Origin of the sequence: Pseudomonas sp. IT-P171 (assembly GCF_949767765.1) — a bacterium.
Classification (GTDB): domain Bacteria; phylum Pseudomonadota; class Gammaproteobacteria; order Pseudomonadales; family Pseudomonadaceae; genus Aquipseudomonas; species Aquipseudomonas fluorescens_B.
In genome coordinates, this window is the sequence record NZ_CATKQN010000008.1 from 45,162 (window position 1) to 61,473 (window position 16,312).

Annotated in this window: 15 protein-coding genes; 6 read left to right on the top strand and 9 right to left on the bottom strand. The window is 61.0% G+C overall.

All coding sequences use genetic code 11. The features are described from left to right. Nucleotides 1–47 precede the first annotated feature (47 nt). From rng to mreB, 5 genes are all read right to left on the bottom strand, one after another. Nucleotides 48–1,505 carry a ribonuclease G gene (gene rng / locus ACM6I5_RS06730; protein ID WP_008008603.1) on the bottom strand — a complete coding sequence of 486 codons (1,458 nt, stop codon included), beginning with the start codon at nucleotides 1,503–1,505 and terminating at the stop codon, nucleotides 48–50. A 57-nt stretch (nucleotides 1,506–1,562) separates the two neighbouring features. Then, entirely contained in the window at nucleotides 1,563–2,159 is a 597-nt protein-coding gene (locus tag ACM6I5_RS06735) for a Maf family protein (protein ID WP_414883444.1), read from the bottom strand. 45 nt (nucleotides 2,160–2,204) lie between these two features. After that, nucleotides 2,205–2,696, bottom strand: a complete 492-nt coding sequence (gene mreD, locus ACM6I5_RS06740; RefSeq protein WP_017336526.1) for a rod shape-determining protein MreD — start codon at nucleotides 2,694–2,696, stop codon at nucleotides 2,205–2,207. Beyond that, complete coding sequence (mreC, locus tag ACM6I5_RS06745; RefSeq protein ID WP_080995109.1) at nucleotides 2,696–3,856, bottom strand: rod shape-determining protein MreC; 1,161 nt, start codon at nucleotides 3,854–3,856, stop codon at nucleotides 2,696–2,698. Before mreC ends, mreD begins: the two co-directional genes overlap by 1 nt. A gap of 140 nt (nucleotides 3,857–3,996) precedes the next feature. Then, entirely contained in the window at nucleotides 3,997–5,034 is a 1,038-nt protein-coding gene (mreB, locus tag ACM6I5_RS06750; protein ID WP_002555108.1) for a rod shape-determining protein MreB, read from the bottom strand. Nucleotides 5,035–5,246: 212 nt separating this feature from the next. On the opposite strand from mreB, the gene gatC reads away from it, so the two are divergent. The 6 genes from gatC (at nucleotide 5,247) to ACM6I5_RS06780 (ending at nucleotide 10,467) form a co-directional block, all read left to right on the top strand. Continuing rightward, nucleotides 5,247–5,534, top strand: coding sequence for an Asp-tRNA(Asn)/Glu-tRNA(Gln) amidotransferase subunit GatC (gene gatC, locus ACM6I5_RS06755; protein WP_007941222.1), 288 nt, complete (start codon nucleotides 5,247–5,249; stop codon nucleotides 5,532–5,534). Nucleotides 5,535–5,550: 16 nt separating this feature from the next. Then, complete coding sequence (gene gatA / locus ACM6I5_RS06760; RefSeq protein ID WP_017336524.1) at nucleotides 5,551–7,002, top strand: Asp-tRNA(Asn)/Glu-tRNA(Gln) amidotransferase subunit GatA; 1,452 nt, start codon at nucleotides 5,551–5,553, stop codon at nucleotides 7,000–7,002. A 10-nt stretch (nucleotides 7,003–7,012) separates the two neighbouring features. After that, the gene (gene gatB, locus ACM6I5_RS06765) at nucleotides 7,013–8,458 is read left to right on the top strand and encodes an Asp-tRNA(Asn)/Glu-tRNA(Gln) amidotransferase subunit GatB (protein WP_017336523.1); all 1,446 of its coding nucleotides are present in this window, start codon (nucleotides 7,013–7,015) and stop codon (nucleotides 8,456–8,458) included. 148 nt (nucleotides 8,459–8,606) lie between these two features. Beyond that, entirely contained in the window at nucleotides 8,607–8,978 is a 372-nt protein-coding gene (locus ACM6I5_RS06770; protein ID WP_017336522.1) for a septal ring lytic transglycosylase RlpA family protein, read from the top strand. Nucleotides 8,979–9,028: 50 nt separating this feature from the next. Further along, nucleotides 9,029–10,090: a calcium/sodium antiporter gene (locus ACM6I5_RS06775; protein ID WP_414883445.1), complete on the top strand. Its 1,062-nt coding sequence runs from the start codon at nucleotides 9,029–9,031 to the stop codon at nucleotides 10,088–10,090. Then, nucleotides 10,087–10,467 (top strand): carboxymuconolactone decarboxylase family protein, encoded by a 381-nt coding sequence (locus ACM6I5_RS06780; RefSeq protein ID WP_017336520.1) that lies wholly within the window; start codon nucleotides 10,087–10,089, stop codon nucleotides 10,465–10,467. Before ACM6I5_RS06775 ends, ACM6I5_RS06780 begins: the two co-directional genes overlap by 4 nt. Nucleotides 10,468–10,630: 163 nt before the next feature. Here the strand turns inward: ACM6I5_RS06780 and ACM6I5_RS06785 are convergent, their stop codons facing one another. The 4 genes from ACM6I5_RS06785 to ACM6I5_RS06800 all read right to left on the bottom strand — a co-directional run bounded on the left by ACM6I5_RS06785 (nucleotide 10,631) and on the right by ACM6I5_RS06800 (nucleotide 16,295). Further along, complete coding sequence (locus ACM6I5_RS06785; protein WP_414883446.1) at nucleotides 10,631–11,572, bottom strand: AEC family transporter; 942 nt, start codon at nucleotides 11,570–11,572, stop codon at nucleotides 10,631–10,633. 190 nt (nucleotides 11,573–11,762) lie between these two features. Then, nucleotides 11,763–13,316, bottom strand: a complete 1,554-nt coding sequence (gene garD / locus ACM6I5_RS06790; RefSeq protein ID WP_017336518.1) for a galactarate dehydratase — start codon at nucleotides 13,314–13,316, stop codon at nucleotides 11,763–11,765. A gap of 11 nt (nucleotides 13,317–13,327) precedes the next feature. Beyond that, the gene (locus ACM6I5_RS06795) at nucleotides 13,328–14,698 is read right to left on the bottom strand and encodes an MFS transporter (protein ID WP_017336517.1); all 1,371 of its coding nucleotides are present in this window, start codon (nucleotides 14,696–14,698) and stop codon (nucleotides 13,328–13,330) included. Between the two features lie 151 nt (nucleotides 14,699–14,849). Next, the gene (locus ACM6I5_RS06800; protein ID WP_414879355.1) at nucleotides 14,850–16,295 is read right to left on the bottom strand and encodes an aldehyde dehydrogenase family protein; all 1,446 of its coding nucleotides are present in this window, start codon (nucleotides 16,293–16,295) and stop codon (nucleotides 14,850–14,852) included. Between the last annotated feature and the right edge of the window lie 17 nt (nucleotides 16,296–16,312).

Below are 16,312 nucleotides of genomic sequence, written 5' to 3' on the forward strand. Positions count from 1 at the left end.
GCAAAAAGCTGAGGCCAGCCGTTCTAGTGGGGGTGAAACACAGCGATTCAGAGCAGCACCACGTCGTATTGTTCCTGGGAATACATGGTTTCCACCTGGAACCGAATGGTGCGCCCGATAAAACCTTCGAGCTCGGCGACGTTGCCCGACTCTTCATCCAGCAGGCGATCGACGACTTTCTGGTTCGCCAATACACGATAGCCCTCCGCCTGATAGGCGCGCGCCTCGCGGAGAATTTCGCGGAAGATTTCGTAGCAAACGGTTTCCGGCGTCTTGAGCTTGCCGCGCCCCTGGCAGCTGCTGCAGGGTTCGCACAACACCTGCTCGAGACTTTCGCGGGTGCGCTTGCGGGTCATCTGCACCAGGCCCAGCTCGGTGATGCCGATGATGTTGGTCTTGGCGTGATCGCGTTCCAATTGTTTCTCAAGCGTGCGCAGCACCTGACGCTGGTGCTCTTCGTCTTCCATGTCGATGAAGTCGATGATGATGATCCCGCCCAGGTTGCGCAGGCGCAGCTGGCGAGCGATGGCGGTCGCGGCTTCGAGGTTGGTCTTGAAGATGGTTTCTTCGAGATTGCGATGACCGACGAACGCCCCGGTATTGACGTCGATGGTGCTCATGGCTTCCGCCGGGTCCACCACCAGGTAACCGCCAGACTTCAGCGGGACTTTGCGTTCGAGGGCTTTCTGGATTTCGTCTTCGACGCCGTACAGGTCGAAAATCGGCCGTTCACCCGGGTAATGCTCCAGACGATCAGCAATTTCCGGCATCAGTTCGGCGACAAACTGCGTGGTTTTCTGGAACGTTTCCCGGGAGTCGATGCGGATCTTCTCGATCTTCGGGCTCACCAGATCGCGCAAGGTCCGCAGCGCCAGGCCGAGGTCTTCGTAGATCACACTCGGCGCGCTGATGGTTTTGATCTGCTCGTTGATCTGATCCCAGAGCCTGCGCAGGTAGCGGATGTCCATGAGAATTTCATCGGCGCCCGCGCCTTCGGCGGCAGTCCGCAGGATGAAGCCGCCGGCCTCCTTGATGCCTTCTTTGGCCACGCAATCGGTGACCACTTGCTTGAGGCGTTCGCGCTCGGCCTCGTCTTCGATCTTCAGGGAAATACCGACATGCGCGGTGCGCGGCATGTACACCAGATAACGCGAAGGAATCGACAGTTGCGTGGTCAGGCGTGCGCCTTTGGAACCGATCGGGTCCTTGGTGACTTGCACCACCAGGCTCTGGCCTTCGTGAACCAGCGCGCTGATGCTCTCGACCGCAGGGCCTTCGCGCAGGGAAATTTCCGAAGCATGAATGAACGCGGCGCGATCCAGGCCGATGTCGACGAAAGCCGCCTGCATCCCCGGCAATACCCGCACGACTTTGCCTTTATAAATGTTGCCGACGATCCCGCGTTTTTGCGTGCGCTCGACGTGGACCTCTTGCAGGACACCGTTTTCAACCACCGCCACGCGCGATTCCATCGGCGTGATGTTGATCAGGATCTCTTCACTCATGGCAGGGTCTCGTTCAGGCATGTTCACGATAATGGCCGCATCTTGTCAGTACGACGCTCAGCGCGCGTTAAGGGTTTGCCAACAGGGTATGCCGAAATGGCCGAGCAGCTCAGCGGTTTCGCACAGCGGCAGTCCGACCACCGCCGAGTAGCTGCCATTGAGCCCGGCGACAAACACCGCGCCCAGTCCTTGAATGCCATAGCCACCGGCCTTGTCCCGAGGTTCGCCGCTGGCCCAGTAGGCCGCCGCTTCATCGCGGCCGATGGGGCGAAAACATACCAGACTGCGCACAACCCGCGACTCGCAACGCTCACCGTCAAGCACGGCAATGGCGGTCAGCACTTCGTGCTCTTGCCCTGCCAACATCATAAGCATGGCGCACGCATCGGCTTCGTCCACCGGTTTGCCGAGAATTTTCCCGTTCAGCACCACGGCGGTGTCGGCGCCCAGTACGCAGAATGCGGCGTCGGACACGATTGCGCCGCGCCCGGCTTCAGCCTTGCCGCGCGCGAGGCGCTCGACATAGGCCGACGGCGATTCATGATTCAAAGGGGTTTCGTCGATGTCCGCGCTGATGGCGGAGAACGGCACGCCGATCTGCGTGAGCAGTTCACGCCGACGCGGCGAGCCTGAGGCGAGGTACAACCGTTTCATCAAGACATCTCCCTTGTCGAGGTGTGGGCAAATGCCTGAACCGAATTAGTTGATTTTGTAACGTCGACGCAGACCGCGCAAACCGAAGCTGATCCACGGCCAGAGCAATGCGCTGACCAATGCCGGCAAGACCAGCGCCAGCGTTGGCTGACGGTTGCCGGTCAGGGCGCTGAGCCATAGCTGAACGAGCTGCGCGAGCCCGAAGATCACCAGGATCACCAGGCTCTGTTGCCACATCGGAAACATCCGCAGCCGCTGTTGCAGCGACAGCACCAGGAAAGTGATAAGGGTCAGGATCAACGCGTTCTGGCCCAGCAACGTGCCGTAGAGCACATCTTCGGCCAGGCCCAGGCACCATGCGGTGACCATGCCGACTTTCTGCGGCAGGGCCAACGCCCAGAACGCCAGCAGCAAGGCGAGCCAGAGCGGACGGAGGATTTCCATGAATTGCGGCAGCGGCGAAACGCTGAGCAGCATGCCAATGGCGAATGTCAGCCAGACCATCCAGCCGTTTCGGGAGGCGGTAGCACCGACCATTATTCTCTTCCCCCAGGGGTGGCCGGCGCGGAGACAGGCGGTTTGGCAGCAGGCTTCACGACAGCGGGTTGCGTCGCCGGTGGCTTGGCAGCCGGCGTCGTCACGGGCGGCTTGGCGGCGGCGGGATGTGCGGCGGCGGGTTTGGCCGGGGTAGCGGCAGCAGGTTTGGCCGGGGTCGCCGTCGCAGGTGCTGCGGCGGGAACGGCCGGGACTGCAGTGGCAGCCGGGGCAATCACGCCGACAGGCTTGGGCACGGTCGCGGGAATGATTGGCCCGCCGCCCTGCGCATCCAGGCTTTCCTGGGCCTGAGCAGCATCGTTTGCGCGCTCTTCCGGCGTCCGGGTGTCGCTGAACACCAGCAGCAAGTAACGGCTGCGGTTCAGCGCAGCCGTCGGCACGGCGCGGACAATGGCGAACGGCTGGCCGGAATCGTGAATCACTTCCCTGACCGTCGCCACCGGGTAACCCGCCGGGAACCGCTGGCCAAGGCCGGAGCTGACCAGCAGATCGCCTTCCTTGATATCCGCCGTGTCGGCAACGTGACGCAACTCCAGGCGCTCAGGGTTGCCGGTGCCGCTGGCAATCGCCCGCAGACCGTTCCGGTTCACCTGCACCGGAATGCTGTGGGTGGTGTCGGTCAGCAGCAGCACACGGGAGGTGTATGGCATCAACTCGACCACCTGGCCCATCAGGCCGCGGGCATCGAGCACCGGCTGACCGAGGACCACACCGTCGCGCTCACCTTTATTGATGATGATGCGATGGGTGAACGGATTGGGGTCCATGCCGATCAACTCGGCCACTTCGACTTTCTCGTTGACCAGCGCGGAGGAATTGAGCAGCTCGCGCAGCCGAACGTTCTGCTCGGTGAGGGCGGCAAGCTTTTGCATGCGACCCTGCAGCAGCAGGTTTTCGGTTTTGAGTTTTTCGTTTTCGGCGACCAGTTCGGTACGGCTGCCAAACTGGCTGGCCACACCTTGCCATAGCCGCTGCGGCAGGTCGGTGATCCAGTAAGACTGCATCAGCACCAGCGACATCTGGCTACGCACTGGCTTGAGCAGTGTGAAGCGGGCATCGACCACCATCAGCGCGACCGATAGCACGACCAGCACCAACAAGCGCACGCCCAGTGAAGGCCCTTTGGTGAAAAGCGGTTTAATAAGCCGCTCCTCCCAGGCAAATGTTTTGTTTATTCATACGGCAGACCGGCCTGGATACAGACTGACAGAAGGTAAACGCAAACAGGCAGCACTGCAAAGTGCCGCCTGCGCGCTCAACAGCATAGATGCATCGGGCGAGATCACTCGCTCGACAGCAGGTCCATGGTGTGTTTATCCATCATTTCCAATGCACGGCCACCGCCGCGAGCAACGCAGGTCAGCGGGTCTTCGGCAACGATCACCGGCAGACCGGTTTCCTGGGCCAGCAACTTGTCGAGGTCGCGCAGCAAGGCGCCACCACCGGTCAGTACCAGGCCACGCTCGGCGATGTCGGAAGCCAGCTCCGGAGGCGATTGCTCCAGCGCACTTTTCACGGCCTGAACGATGGTGGCCAGCGACTCTTGCAGAGCTTCCAGCACTTCATTGGAGTTCAGGGTGAATGCACGTGGAACGCCTTCGGCCAGGTTACGGCCACGAACGTCGACTTCACGAACTTCGCCGCCCGGGTAGGCCGTACCGATTTCCTGCTTGATGCGCTCGGCGGTGGATTCGCCGATCAGGCTGCCGTAGTTGCGACGCACGTAGGTGATGATCGCTTCGTCGAAGCGGTCGCCGCCAACCCGTACGGATTCGGCATAAACCACACCGTTCAGGGAGATCAGTGCGATTTCAGTGGTACCACCACCGATATCGACGACCATCGAGCCGCGGGCTTCTTCAACCGGCAGGCCGGCACCGATCGCAGCCGCCATCGGCTCTTCGATCAGGAACACTTCACGCGCGCCGGCACCAAGGGCCGATTCACGGATGGCTCGACGCTCAACCTGAGTGGATTTGCATGGAACGCAGATCAGCACACGAGGGCTAGGCTGCAGGAAGCTGTTTTCGTGAACCTTGTTGATAAAGTACTGCAGCATCTTTTCGCAGACGCTGAAATCGGCAATGACGCCGTCCTTCATCGGACGAATGGCCGCGATGTTGCCCGGCGTACGGCCGAGCATGCGCTTGGCCTCGGTGCCGACAGCAACGACACTTTTCTGGTTACCGTGTGTCCGAATAGCCACAACCGATGGCTCATTCAGGACGATGCCGCGCTCGCGCACGTAAATAAGGGTGTTGGCAGTGCCCAGGTCAATGGAAAGATCGCTGGAAAACATGCCACGCAGTTTCTTGAACATGGGAAAGGGACCCTAGGCAACGCGTGGGTAAAAAAAGTGCGGCAAACTCTAACAACGACAGGGATTTTGGGCAAGGCGCCAATATGTTAAATTGGCCGCTTTTCTGTGCACCAACCCCCACAATCGCGGCCTTATGACCGTAGAAATGCGGTAGTGTTCCGACAATCTAACACACGGACGCCGTCCGTTCTGTTTTCCACTGGAGAATCGCAATGGCGCTTGAACGCTCCGACGTGGAAAAAATCGCTCATCTGGCCTGCCTTGGCCTCGATGATGCCGATCTTCCACATATTACTTCGGCCCTGAACAGCATTCTTGGGCTGGTCGACGAAATGCAGGCGGTCAATACCGACGGTATCGAGCCACTGGCCCACCCACTGGAAGCCAGCCAGCGCCTGCGTGCAGACGTCGTGACCGAGACCAATCATCGCGAGGCCTATCAGTCCATCGCACCAGCGGTCGAAAACGGCCTGTACCTGGTTCCGAAAGTCATCGACTAAAGGGAAAGAGCCTGCAATGCATCAATTGACTCTGGCCGAGATCGCCCGCGGACTCGCCGATAAAAAGTTTTCTTCCGAAGAGCTGACCAAAACCCTGCTGGCGCGTATCGCCCAGCTCGACCCTCAGCTCAACAGTTTCATCAGCCTCACCGAAGACCTGGCGCTCCAGCAGGCGAAAGCCGCTGACGCACGCCGGGCCAATGGTGAGAGCGGCGCCCTGCTCGGCGCGCCGATTGCCCATAAAGACCTGTTCTGCACCCAGGGCATCCGCACCAGCTGCGGTTCGAAGATGCTCGACAATTTCAAGGCCCCGTACGACGCCACGGTCGTTGCCAAGCTGGCCGCTGCCGGCGCAGTGACCCTGGGCAAGACCAACATGGACGAATTCGCCATGGGGTCGGCCAACGAGTCGAGCTACTACGGCCCGGTGAAAAACCCGTGGAACCTGGAATACGTTCCGGGCGGTTCGTCCGGCGGTTCCGCTGCGGCGGTCGCGGCGCGCCTGTTGCCGGCGGCTACCGGCACCGATACCGGCGGCTCGATCCGTCAGCCTGCTGCACTGACCAACCTCACCGGCCTGAAACCGACGTACGGTCGCGTTTCGCGCTGGGGCATGATCGCCTACGCCTCCAGCCTCGATCAGGGCGGCCCGCTGGCCCGCACGGCCGAAGACTGCGCAATCCTGCTGCAAGGCATGGCCGGTTTCGATCCGCAGGATTCCACCAGCATCGACGAACCCGTGCCTGACTACAGCGCCAGCCTCAACGGTTCGCTGCAAGGCCTGCGCATCGGCGTGCCGAAGGAATACTTCAGCGCCGGCCTGGACCCGCGTATTGCCGACCTGGTCATGGCCAGTGTCGAAGAGCTGAAGAAGCTCGGCGCCGTGATCAAGGAAATCAGCCTGCCGAACATGCAGCACGCGATTCCTGCGTACTACGTGATCGCCCCGGCTGAAGCGTCTTCCAACCTGTCGCGTTTCGACGGCGTGCGTTTCGGCCATCGCTGCGAAGACCCGAAAAACCTGGAAGACCTGTACAAGCGTTCCCGTGGCGAAGGTTTCGGCGCGGAAGTACAGCGCCGGATCATGGTCGGTGCCTACGCGCTGTCCGCCGGTTACTACGACGCCTACTACCTGAAGGCACAGAAGATTCGTCGCTTGATCAAGAACGACTTCATGGCCGCCTTCAATGAGGTCGACATCATCCTCGGCCCGACCACGCCGAACCCGGCCTGGAAGCTCGGCGCCAAGAACAGCGACCCGGTCGCTGCGTACCTGGAAGACGTCTACACCATCACCGCCAACCTCGCCGGTCTGCCGGGCCTGTCCATGCCTGCAGGTTTTGTCGACGGTCTGCCGGTCGGCGTGCAACTGCTCGCCCCGTATTTCCAGGAAGGCCGCCTGTTGAACGTTGCCCACCAGTATCAGTTGAACACTGACTGGCACACCCGCACCCCAACCGGCTTCTGAGGAGAAACACATGCAATGGGAAGTCGTGATCGGGCTGGAGATTCATACCCAGCTCACCACCCGGTCGAAAATCTTTTCCGGTAGTTCCACCACCTTCGGTTCCGAGCCGAACACCCAGGCCAGCCTGGTTGACCTCGGCATGCCCGGCGTACTGCCGGTGCTGAACCAGGAAGCGGTGCGCATGGCGGTGATGTTCGGTCTGGCGATCGATGCCGAGATCGGCCAGCACAACGTGTTCGCCCGTAAAAACTATTTCTACCCGGACCTGCCGAAGGGCTACCAGATCAGCCAGATGGAATTGCCGATTGTCGGCAAGGGCCACCTGGACATCGCCCTGGAAGACGGCACCGTCAAACGCGTCGGCATCACCCGCGCGCACCTGGAAGAAGACGCCGGTAAAAGCCTGCACGAAGAATTCAGCGGCGCCACCGGCATCGACCTGAACCGCGCCGGCACGCCGCTGCTGGAGATCGTCTCCGAACCCGACATGCGCAGCGCCAAGGAAGCCGTGGCCTACGTCAAGGCGATCCACGCGCTGGTGCGTTACCTGGGCATCTGCGACGGCAACATGGCCGAAGGCTCGCTGCGTTGCGACTGCAACGTGTCGATCCGTCCGAAAGGCCAGGTTGAGTTCGGCACCCGCTGCGAGATCAAGAACGTCAACTCGTTCCGCTTCATCGAGAAGGCGATCAACACCGAAGTACAGCGTCAGATCGAGCTGATCGAAGACGGCGGCAAGGTGATCCAGCAGACTCGCCTGTACGATCCGAACAAGGACGAAACCCGTCCGATGCGCAGCAAAGAGGAAGCCAACGACTACCGTTACTTCCCCGATCCGGACCTGTTGCCGGTGGTCATCGAGGACTCGTTCCTCAATGAAGTGCGTGCGACATTGCCGGAACTGCCACCGCAGAAACGCGAGCGCTTCCAGGAGCAGTTCGGTCTGTCGGTCTACGACGCCAGCGTCCTGGCCACCAGCCGCGAGCAAGCCGACTACTTCGAGAAAGTCGCGAGCATCGGCGGCGACGCCAAACTGGCGGCCAACTGGGTCATGGTTGAACTGGGCAGCCTGTTGAACAAACAGGGCCTGGACATCGATCAGTCGCCGGTTTCGGCCGAGCAACTGGGCGGCATGCTGCTGCGCATCAAGGACAACACCATCTCCGGCAAGATCGCCAAAGTGGTGTTTGAAGCGATGGCCAACGGCGAAGGCAGCGCCGACGAGATCATCGACAAGCGCGGCCTCAAGCAGGTGACCGACACTGGCGCGATCTCGGCGGTGCTGGACGAAATGCTCGCGGCCAACGCCGAGCAGGTCGAGCAATACCGCGCGGCAGACGAAGCCAAACGCGGCAAGATGTTCGGCTTCTTCGTCGGCCAGGCCATGAAAGCCTCCAAAGGCAAGGCCAACCCGCAACAGGTCAACGAACTGCTGAAAAGCAAGCTCGAAGGCTGATGAGAATGGAGCCAGCCGTCAAATCTGGCTCCCCACCTTGTGGGAGCCAGCCTGCTGGCGATAGCGGTCTGACATTGAACATACCCGTGTCTGATACTCCGCGATCGCCAGCAGGCTGGCTCCCACATTTGTTTTCGGGAAACCTTGAATGAAGCGTCTGTTCAGCCTTTGCGCCCTGCTCTCTCTGCTCGCCGGTTGCGCCAGCACCGACGTCGTCGACCCACACGGTTACGACCAGACAGGCGTGGCGTCCTACTACGGCGCCAGACACCAGGGCAAACGCACCGCCAGTGGTGAACGTTTCGACAAGAATTCCCTGACCGCCGCCCATCGCCAACTACCCTTTGGTACGCGGGTGAAGGTCACCAATCTGAAAAACGACAAGTCCTGCGTGGTGCGTATCAATGACCGCGGGCCACACACTCGCGGGCGCCTGATCGACTTGTCTCATGAAGCCGCCGAGCAACTGGGCATGCTCAAAAGCGGCACCGCGCGGGTTCGCGTGCAAGCCCTCGACTGACTGACGGAGCCCCGACCATTTTCGGACTTGCCGACATCCCCCTGCTCAGCATGATTGAACTGCTCAGCGGCCTGATTCTGCTGATCGTCGGCGCCGAGCTGATGGTGCGCGCCGCGGTGCGCCTGGCCGCGCGACTGCATGTGCGACCGCTGATCATTGGCCTGACCATCGTCGCCCTGGGCAGCAGCGCGCCGCAGATGGCGGTCAGCCTGCAAGCCACCCTCGCGCAGAACGCCGACATTGCCGTCGGCAGTGTTATCGGCAGCGGTATCTTCAACATACTCGTCACCCTCGGGCTCTCGGCGCTGATCATCCCGCTGCGGGTCTCGCGGCAACTGGTGCGCCTGGATATTCCGTTGATGATCGGGGCCAGCCTGCTGGTGTTCGTTCTGGCGTGGAATAAAGAACTGACCCGCGTCGATGGCGTGCTGCTGCTGACGGCGCTGGCACTGTATCTGGGCTTGTTGCTGCGACAGTCGCGGCACTCGGTCCGTCCGCAATCGACAACGCATGAAGCCCCGCAGGTGCCTTGGTTGAGCAGCCTGCTGATGATCGTCGCCGGTCTTGCGATGCTGGTGTACGCCGGGCACTTGCTGTTGGGCGCCGCGGTGTCGGTCGCTACGGATCTGGGGCTGTCGGAAAGGATCATCGGCCTGACCATCGTCGCCGTCAGCACTTCGTTGCCGGAACTGGCGACCTCATTGATCGCGGCGTTGCGTGGTCAGCGCGACATCGCCGTCGGCAACGTGGTCGGCAGCAACCTGTTCAACCTGTTGGGCGTACTCGGCGTTACCGCACTGATTGCGCCGTCGCCGCTGTCGGTCTCGCCCAACGCGCTGGATTTCGACTTGCCGGTGATGCTCGGCGTCGCGGTGCTGTGCTTGCCGGTGTTCTATTCCGGCTACCGGGTAACCCGCGCCGAAGGTCTGCTGTTTCTGGGCTTGTACCTGGCGTACGGTCTGCACGTGGTGTCGTTCACCACCGGCATGCCGCTGGCCGGCAGGCTTGAACACCTGATGCTGTTTTTCGTCCTGCCGGCGCTGGTGGCGTTCTTGCTGTTCACGTCGCTGCGCGCCTGGCGTCGCCAACACCACAAGAGAGAATTGCCATGACCGACCATAAAAAGCCCGGCGTTGAAGTCCGCCGCCAAGTGATGGGCGACGCTTTCGTCGACCGCGCGCTGGGCAATGCCACCGAGTTCACCCAGCCGTTGCAGGATTTCGTCAATGAACACGCCTGGGGCAGTGTGTGGAATCGCGAAGGCCTGCCGCTGAAAACCCGCAGCCTGATCACTCTTGCCGCGTTGACCGCGCTGAAATGCCCGCAAGAGTTGAAAGGTCACGTGCGTGGCGCGCTGAACAACGGCTGCACGGTGGAAGAGATTCGCGAGGCACTGCTGCATTGCGCGGTGTATGCGGGCGTGCCGGCGGCGATCGATGCGTTTCGGGCGGCGCAGGAAGTGATTGATAGCTACCAGAAGCCGGAATGAATATTCGAAGGTTGCGGTGAAAGATCTACCGTCATCGCGAGCAGGCTCACTCCCACAGGGGATCTCCTTTGTTGCACAAATTGTGTGAACACCCAAGATCACTGTGGGAGCGAGACCGGCTTGCCGGCGATGAGGCCCGAAAGAACAACCCAAAATCTCAGGGCTAAATCCACCCGCCCCACTGCAGCAGGAAGATCCCGACGTTGGTGGTCACCGCCGCCATCAGCGTGGTGATCACAATGATCGCTGCCGCGAGTTCATGATTACCGTTGGCCTGACGGGCCATGACAAAACTGGCCGCAGCGGTCGGGCTACCGAAGTACAGAAACAGAATCCCCAACTCCGCCCCGCGAAAGCCCCACAACCACGCCCCCAGCGTCGCCAGCACCGGCAGGCCGATCATCTTCACCAGGCTTGAACTCAGCGCCATGCTGCCGCTCTTGCGCATGGCCGCCAGCGACAGCGTGCCGCCGATGCAGATCAACGCCAATGGCAACGTGGTTTGCGCCAGGTACTGGCCGGACGTCTCCAGCCAACCCGGCAAACCGATCTTGAAATACGCAAACGGCGCTGCCGCAAACACGCTGATGATCAAGGGGTTGATCATCACGCTTTTGCAGATGCTCCACGGATCGGACTTGATCACCGGGCTGTAGACCGCCAGCACAATGGTCGAGAGCGTGTTGTAAAACAGGATCACCAGCGCCGCGAGAATCGCCCCGAGGGAAATCCCGTAATCGCCGTACATGCTCGCCGCCAGCGCGAGGCCAATGACGCCGTTGTTGCCGCGAAACGCACCCTGGGTGTAAATCCCCCGGTCCTCACGCGGACACTTCCAGATCGCCCAGCCCCAGGCGATGGCGAAACACACCAGCGTCGCAATCGAGAAATAGATCAGCAGCGCCGGTTGCAGGGCGGCGTGCAGGTCGGCATGCAGGATGCCCAGGAACAGCAACGCCGGCATGGTGACGTTGAACACCAGAGCCGATGCGGTGTGGATGAAATTGTCGTTGATCCAGTCGATGCGCTTGAGCAGCACCCCCAGAAACAGCATGGCAAACACCGGCGCGGTGATGTTCAGGGTTTCGAGGAAAATTGCCAGCATGCCGGGGAGAACCTTGAGGGTGTCGTTAGTTGGCTAATGATAAGCCACCGAGGACGTTGGCGTCTGGTAGATCGCCATCGCCGGCAAGCCGGTCTCGCTCCCACAGGAGATCTTCTTTGTTGCACAAACTGTGTGAACACCGAAGATCACTGTGGGAGCCAGCCTGCTGGCGATGAACGATAACGCGGTATCAGGTGATCGGCGCCGGGTTGAACAGGGTGATGTCGTTATGCAGTTTGTGCTGCTCGGCCCACGTCTGCTTCTTCCCGCTGGCCACGTCCAGGTAGTAGTGAAACAACTCCCACCCGAGGTCCTCGATCGATGCCCGCCCGGTCGCAATCCGCCCAGCATCGATGTCGATCAGGTCAGGCCAGCGCTGCGCCAGTTCAGTCCGGGTCGACACCTTCACCACCGGCGCCATCGCCAGACCATACGGCGTACCGCGCCCGGTGGTGAACACGTGCAGGTTCATTCCTGCCGCCAGTTGCAACGTCCCGCAGACAAAATCACTGGCCGGGGTCGCGCAGAAAATCAGGCCTTTGCGCTTGAAGCGTTCGCCAGGGCCCAGCACCCCGTTGATCGCGCTGCTGCCGGATTTGACGATCGACCCGAGGGACTTCTCGACAATGTTCGACAACCCGCCCTTCTTGTTACCCGGCGTGGTATTGGCGCTGCGGTCCGCTTCGCCCTTGGCCAGGTATCGGTCGTACCAGTCCATTTCCCGTACCAGCTCCTGAGCGACCTCCTCGGTTTCGGCGCGGGAAGTCAGCAGGTAAATCGCATCGCGCACTTCGGTGACTTCGGAAAACATCACCGTCGCGCCCGCACGCAGCAACAGGTCCGAGGCAAACCCCAGCGCCGGGTTCGCGGTAATCCCGGAGAACGCATCGCTACCGCCGCACTGCATGCCGAGGATCAGCTCGGACGCCGGCACGGTTTCCCGGCGACGCTGATCGAGCTTCTTCAGACGGGTCTCGGCCAGCGCCATGATCTGCTCGATCATCTCGGTGAAACCGTGACTCGAATCCTGCAAGCGGTACAACCACGGCTCGCTGAGATCGACCGAACTGTCGTTCTCGTGCATCACCTGCCCGGCCTGCAATTTCTCACAGCCCAGGCTGATGACCAAGGCTTCGCCGCCCAGGTTCGGGTTGCGCGCCAGATTGCGCACGGTGCGAATCGGGATGTACGCGTCGGTGGCGGTGATCGCCACGCCACAGCCGTAGCTGTGGGTCAGCGCCACCACGTCATCGACGTTCGGGTACTTGGGCAGCAATTCATCCTTGATGCGCTTGACCGCGTGATCGAGCACGCCGGTGACGCACTGAACCGTGGTGGTAATCCCCAGAATGTTGCGCGTGCCGACGGTGCCGTCGGCATTGCGATAACCCTCGAACGTAAAACCTTCCAGCGGTGCCTGCGCGGCCGGCACTTCGGTGGACAGCGGCAAACTGTCCAGCGGCGGCGCGGTGGGCATGCGCAGTTGATCTTCCTTGACCCAACTGCCACGAGGAATCGGCTGCAACGCGTAGCCAATGGTCTGGCCGTAGCGAATCACCTGACCGCCCTCGGGAATATCCTCGAGGGTGACTTTATGACTCTGCGGCACGAAGTCCACCGTCACCAGGCCATCGGGAAATTCGGTGCCGGCGGGCACGCCCTGGTCATTGACCACAATCACTACGTTGTCCCGCTCGTGCAGGCGGATGTAGCGCGGCGAGTCGGAGTGTTCAATCAACTGCATGACGCCGCTCCTCAGGAATGCGCTTGAGACAATTTGTTGTTGGTTTCAGGACCGCTGACCGGTGGCTCTTTGAGCACCACACGCTTGATCGGACCAACAATCACCAGGTAGCTGAACACTGCAACCAGTGCGTTGCAACCGACAAACACCAGCGCCCATTTGAACGAACCGGTGGAGCTGATGATGTAGCCAATCACGATGGGAGTGGTGATCGAAGCGATGTTACCGAAGGTGTTGAACAAACCACCGCTGAGACCGGCGATTTGTTTCGGCGAAGTATCGGACACCACCGCCCAGCCCAGCGCCCCCACGCCTTTGCCGAAGAATGCCAGAGCCATGAAGCCGACGACCATCCATTCAACATCGACATAGTTGCAGGCCACGATGCTGCTGGAAACCAGCAAACCGGCAATGATCGGCGCCTTGCGGGCGAAGGTCAGGGAATGGCCCTTGCGCAGCAGGTAATCGGAAATCACCCCGCCGAGCACACCACCGATGAAGCCACAGATCGCCGGCAACGAGGCAATGAAACCGGCCTTGAGGATGGTCATGCCGCGTTCTTGCACCAGGTATACCGGGAACCAGGTCAGGAAGAAGTAGGTGATGCCGTTGATGCAGTATTGGCCGAGGTACACGCCAAGCATCATGCGGTTGGTCAGCAACTGGCGGATGTAGTCCCACTTCGGGCCGTCGCCTTTTTTGCCTTTGCCTTTGTCCTGGTCCATATCGACCATGCCGCCGTTATCGGCGATGTGCTGGAACTCCGCGTCGTTGATCATCGGGTGCTGGCGTGGGCTGTGGATAACCTTGAGCCAGATGCCCGAGAAGATGATGCCAATCACGCCCATGACGATGAACACGTGCTGCCAGCCGAAGCTGTAGACGATCCAGCCCATCAGCGGCGCAAACAACACGGTGGCGAAGTATTGCGCCGAGTTGAAGATCGCCGAAGCGGTGCCGCGTTCAGCCGTCGGAAACCAGGCCGCGACGATGCGGGCGTTGCCGGGGAAGGATGGCGCTTCGGCCAGGCCCACCAGGAAGCGCAGCATGAACAGCGCAACCACCGCCGTGGACATGCCGAACTCGCCGACATAGCCCTGCAGCACGGTGAACAGCGACCAGGTGAAGATGCTCAGCGCATAGATTTTTTTCGAACCAAAACGGTCCAGCAGCCAGCCACCGGGAATTTGCCCGGCCACGTAGGCCCAACCGAATGCAGAGAAGATATAACCGAGAGTGACCGCGTCGATGCCGAGGTCTTTTTGCAGGCTGGAGCCGGCGATAGCGATGGTCGCCCGGTCGGCGTAGTTGATCGTGGTCACCAGAAACAGCATGAGCAGGATCAAATAGCGGACGTGAGTCGGCTTCTGAGTCGATTGCATGTAGATGTACTCCCACTGATTATTTTTATGCGGGTCATAACGATTGTTTTTTGTGGGAGCTGGCCTGCCAGCGATGCGGGCACCTTGGTATGTCCTTCACACCGAGGTGCTGCCATCGCTGGCAGGCCAGCTCCCACAGGTATTGCGTGAATCAGGAACCGATGTAGGAGGTTTTCACGACGGTGTAGAACTCTTGCGCATAGCGACCCTGCTCGCGGGAGCCATAGGATGAACCTTTACGCCCACCGAACGGAACGTGGTAATCCACACCGGCAGTCGGCAGGTTGACCATCACCATCCCGGCCTGGGAGTGGCGCTTGAAGTGGTTGGCGTACTTCAGCGACGTGGTGGCGATGCCCGCCGACAGACCGAATTCGGTGTCGTTGGCCATGGCCAGTGCCGCTTCGTAATCCGCAACGCGAACCACGTTGGCCACCGGGCCAAAGATCTCTTCACGGCTGATGCGCATCGCCGCTTCGCTGTCGGCAAACAGGGTTGGCGCGAGGTAGTAGCCTTCTGTATCGCAAGTCACCAGACCACCGCCACTGACCAGACGCGCACCTTCGGACTGGCCGATGTCGATGTACTTCATGTCCTGTTCAAGCTGAGCCTGGGAAACCACCGGACCGATGTCGGTGCCGGTTTTCAGCGCGTGACCGACCTTGATCGACTTCATGCGCTCGGCCATGGCTTCGACGAATTTGTCGTGGATGCCGGCGGTAACGATGAAGCGGCTGGAAGCGGTGCAACGCTGGCCGGTGGAGTAGAACGCGCTCTGAACCGACAGCTCGACCGCTTGCTTGAGGTCGGCGTCATCGAGAATGATCTGCGGGTTCTTGCCGCCCATTTCCAGCTGAACCTTGGCCTGGCGCGACACGCAGCTGACGGCGATCTGACGACCGACACCGACAGAGCCGGTGAAACTGATGCCGTCGACTTTCGGGCTCTGCACCAACGCATCGCCCACCACACGACCGCTGCCCATCACCAGGTTGAACACGCCGGCCGGGAAGCCTGCGCGAGAGATGATTTCAGCCAGGGCCCAGGCGCAACCCGGGACCAGGTCGGCGGGTTTCAGTACCACGCAGTTGCCGTAGGCCAGGGCCGGGGCGATTTTCCACGCCGGGATGGCGATCGGGAAGTTCCACGGGGTAATCAGGCCAACTACGCCCAATGCTTCACGAGTGACTTCGACGTTGACGCCCGGACGTACCGACGGCAAGTAGTCGCCGGACAGTCGCAGGGTTTCCCCGGCGAAAAACTTGAAGATGTTACCGGCGCGGGTCACTTCGCCGATGGCTTCAGGCAGGGTTTTACCTTCTTCACGGGCGAGCAAAGTGCCGAGCTCTTCGCGGCGAGCGAGGATTTCAGTACCGACCTTGTCCAGTGAATCGTGGCGAGCCTGAATGCCCGACGTCGACCAGGCCGGAAACGCAGCGCGGGCGGCGTCGATGGCGGCGTGGACCTGGGCCAGATCGGCCTTGGCGTAGTTGCCGATGGTATCGGTCAGTTCGGACGGGTTGATGTTGGCGCAGTAATCACTGCCGGCAACCCATTCACCGTTGATGTAGTTATCGAAACGCTTTGCATCTGCCACTGGGGAATCTCCTCACG

Excerpts from the sequence above, each read along its gene's own strand:
- ACM6I5_RS06795 (WP_017336517.1), bottom strand. The coding sequence starts at position 14,698 with ATGCAATCGACTCAGAAGCCGACTCACGTCCGCTATTTGATCCTGCTC.
- mreD (WP_017336526.1), bottom strand. The coding sequence starts at position 2,696 with ATGGTCGGTGCTACCGCCTCCCGAAACGGCTGGATGGTCTGGCTGACA.
- ACM6I5_RS06780 (WP_017336520.1), top strand. The coding sequence starts at position 10,087 with ATGACCGACCATAAAAAGCCCGGCGTTGAAGTCCGCCGCCAAGTGATG.
- gatB (WP_017336523.1), top strand. The coding sequence starts at position 7,013 with ATGCAATGGGAAGTCGTGATCGGGCTGGAGATTCATACCCAGCTCACC.
- mreB (WP_002555108.1), bottom strand. The coding sequence starts at position 5,034 with ATGTTCAAGAAACTGCGTGGCATGTTTTCCAGCGATCTTTCCATTGAC.
- gatA (WP_017336524.1), top strand. The coding sequence starts at position 5,551 with ATGCATCAATTGACTCTGGCCGAGATCGCCCGCGGACTCGCCGATAAA.
- ACM6I5_RS06735 (WP_414883444.1), bottom strand. The coding sequence starts at position 2,159 with ATGAAACGGTTGTACCTCGCCTCAGGCTCGCCGCGTCGGCGTGAACTG.
- ACM6I5_RS06785 (WP_414883446.1), bottom strand. The coding sequence starts at position 11,572 with ATGCTGGCAATTTTCCTCGAAACCCTGAACATCACCGCGCCGGTGTTT.
- gatC (WP_007941222.1), top strand. The coding sequence starts at position 5,247 with ATGGCGCTTGAACGCTCCGACGTGGAAAAAATCGCTCATCTGGCCTGC.
- ACM6I5_RS06775 (WP_414883445.1), top strand. The coding sequence starts at position 9,029 with ATGATTGAACTGCTCAGCGGCCTGATTCTGCTGATCGTCGGCGCCGAG.
- ACM6I5_RS06770 (WP_017336522.1), top strand. The coding sequence starts at position 8,607 with ATGAAGCGTCTGTTCAGCCTTTGCGCCCTGCTCTCTCTGCTCGCCGGT.
- garD (WP_017336518.1), bottom strand. The coding sequence starts at position 13,316 with ATGCAGTTGATTGAACACTCCGACTCGCCGCGCTACATCCGCCTGCAC.
- rng (WP_008008603.1), bottom strand. The coding sequence starts at position 1,505 with ATGAGTGAAGAGATCCTGATCAACATCACGCCGATGGAATCGCGCGTG.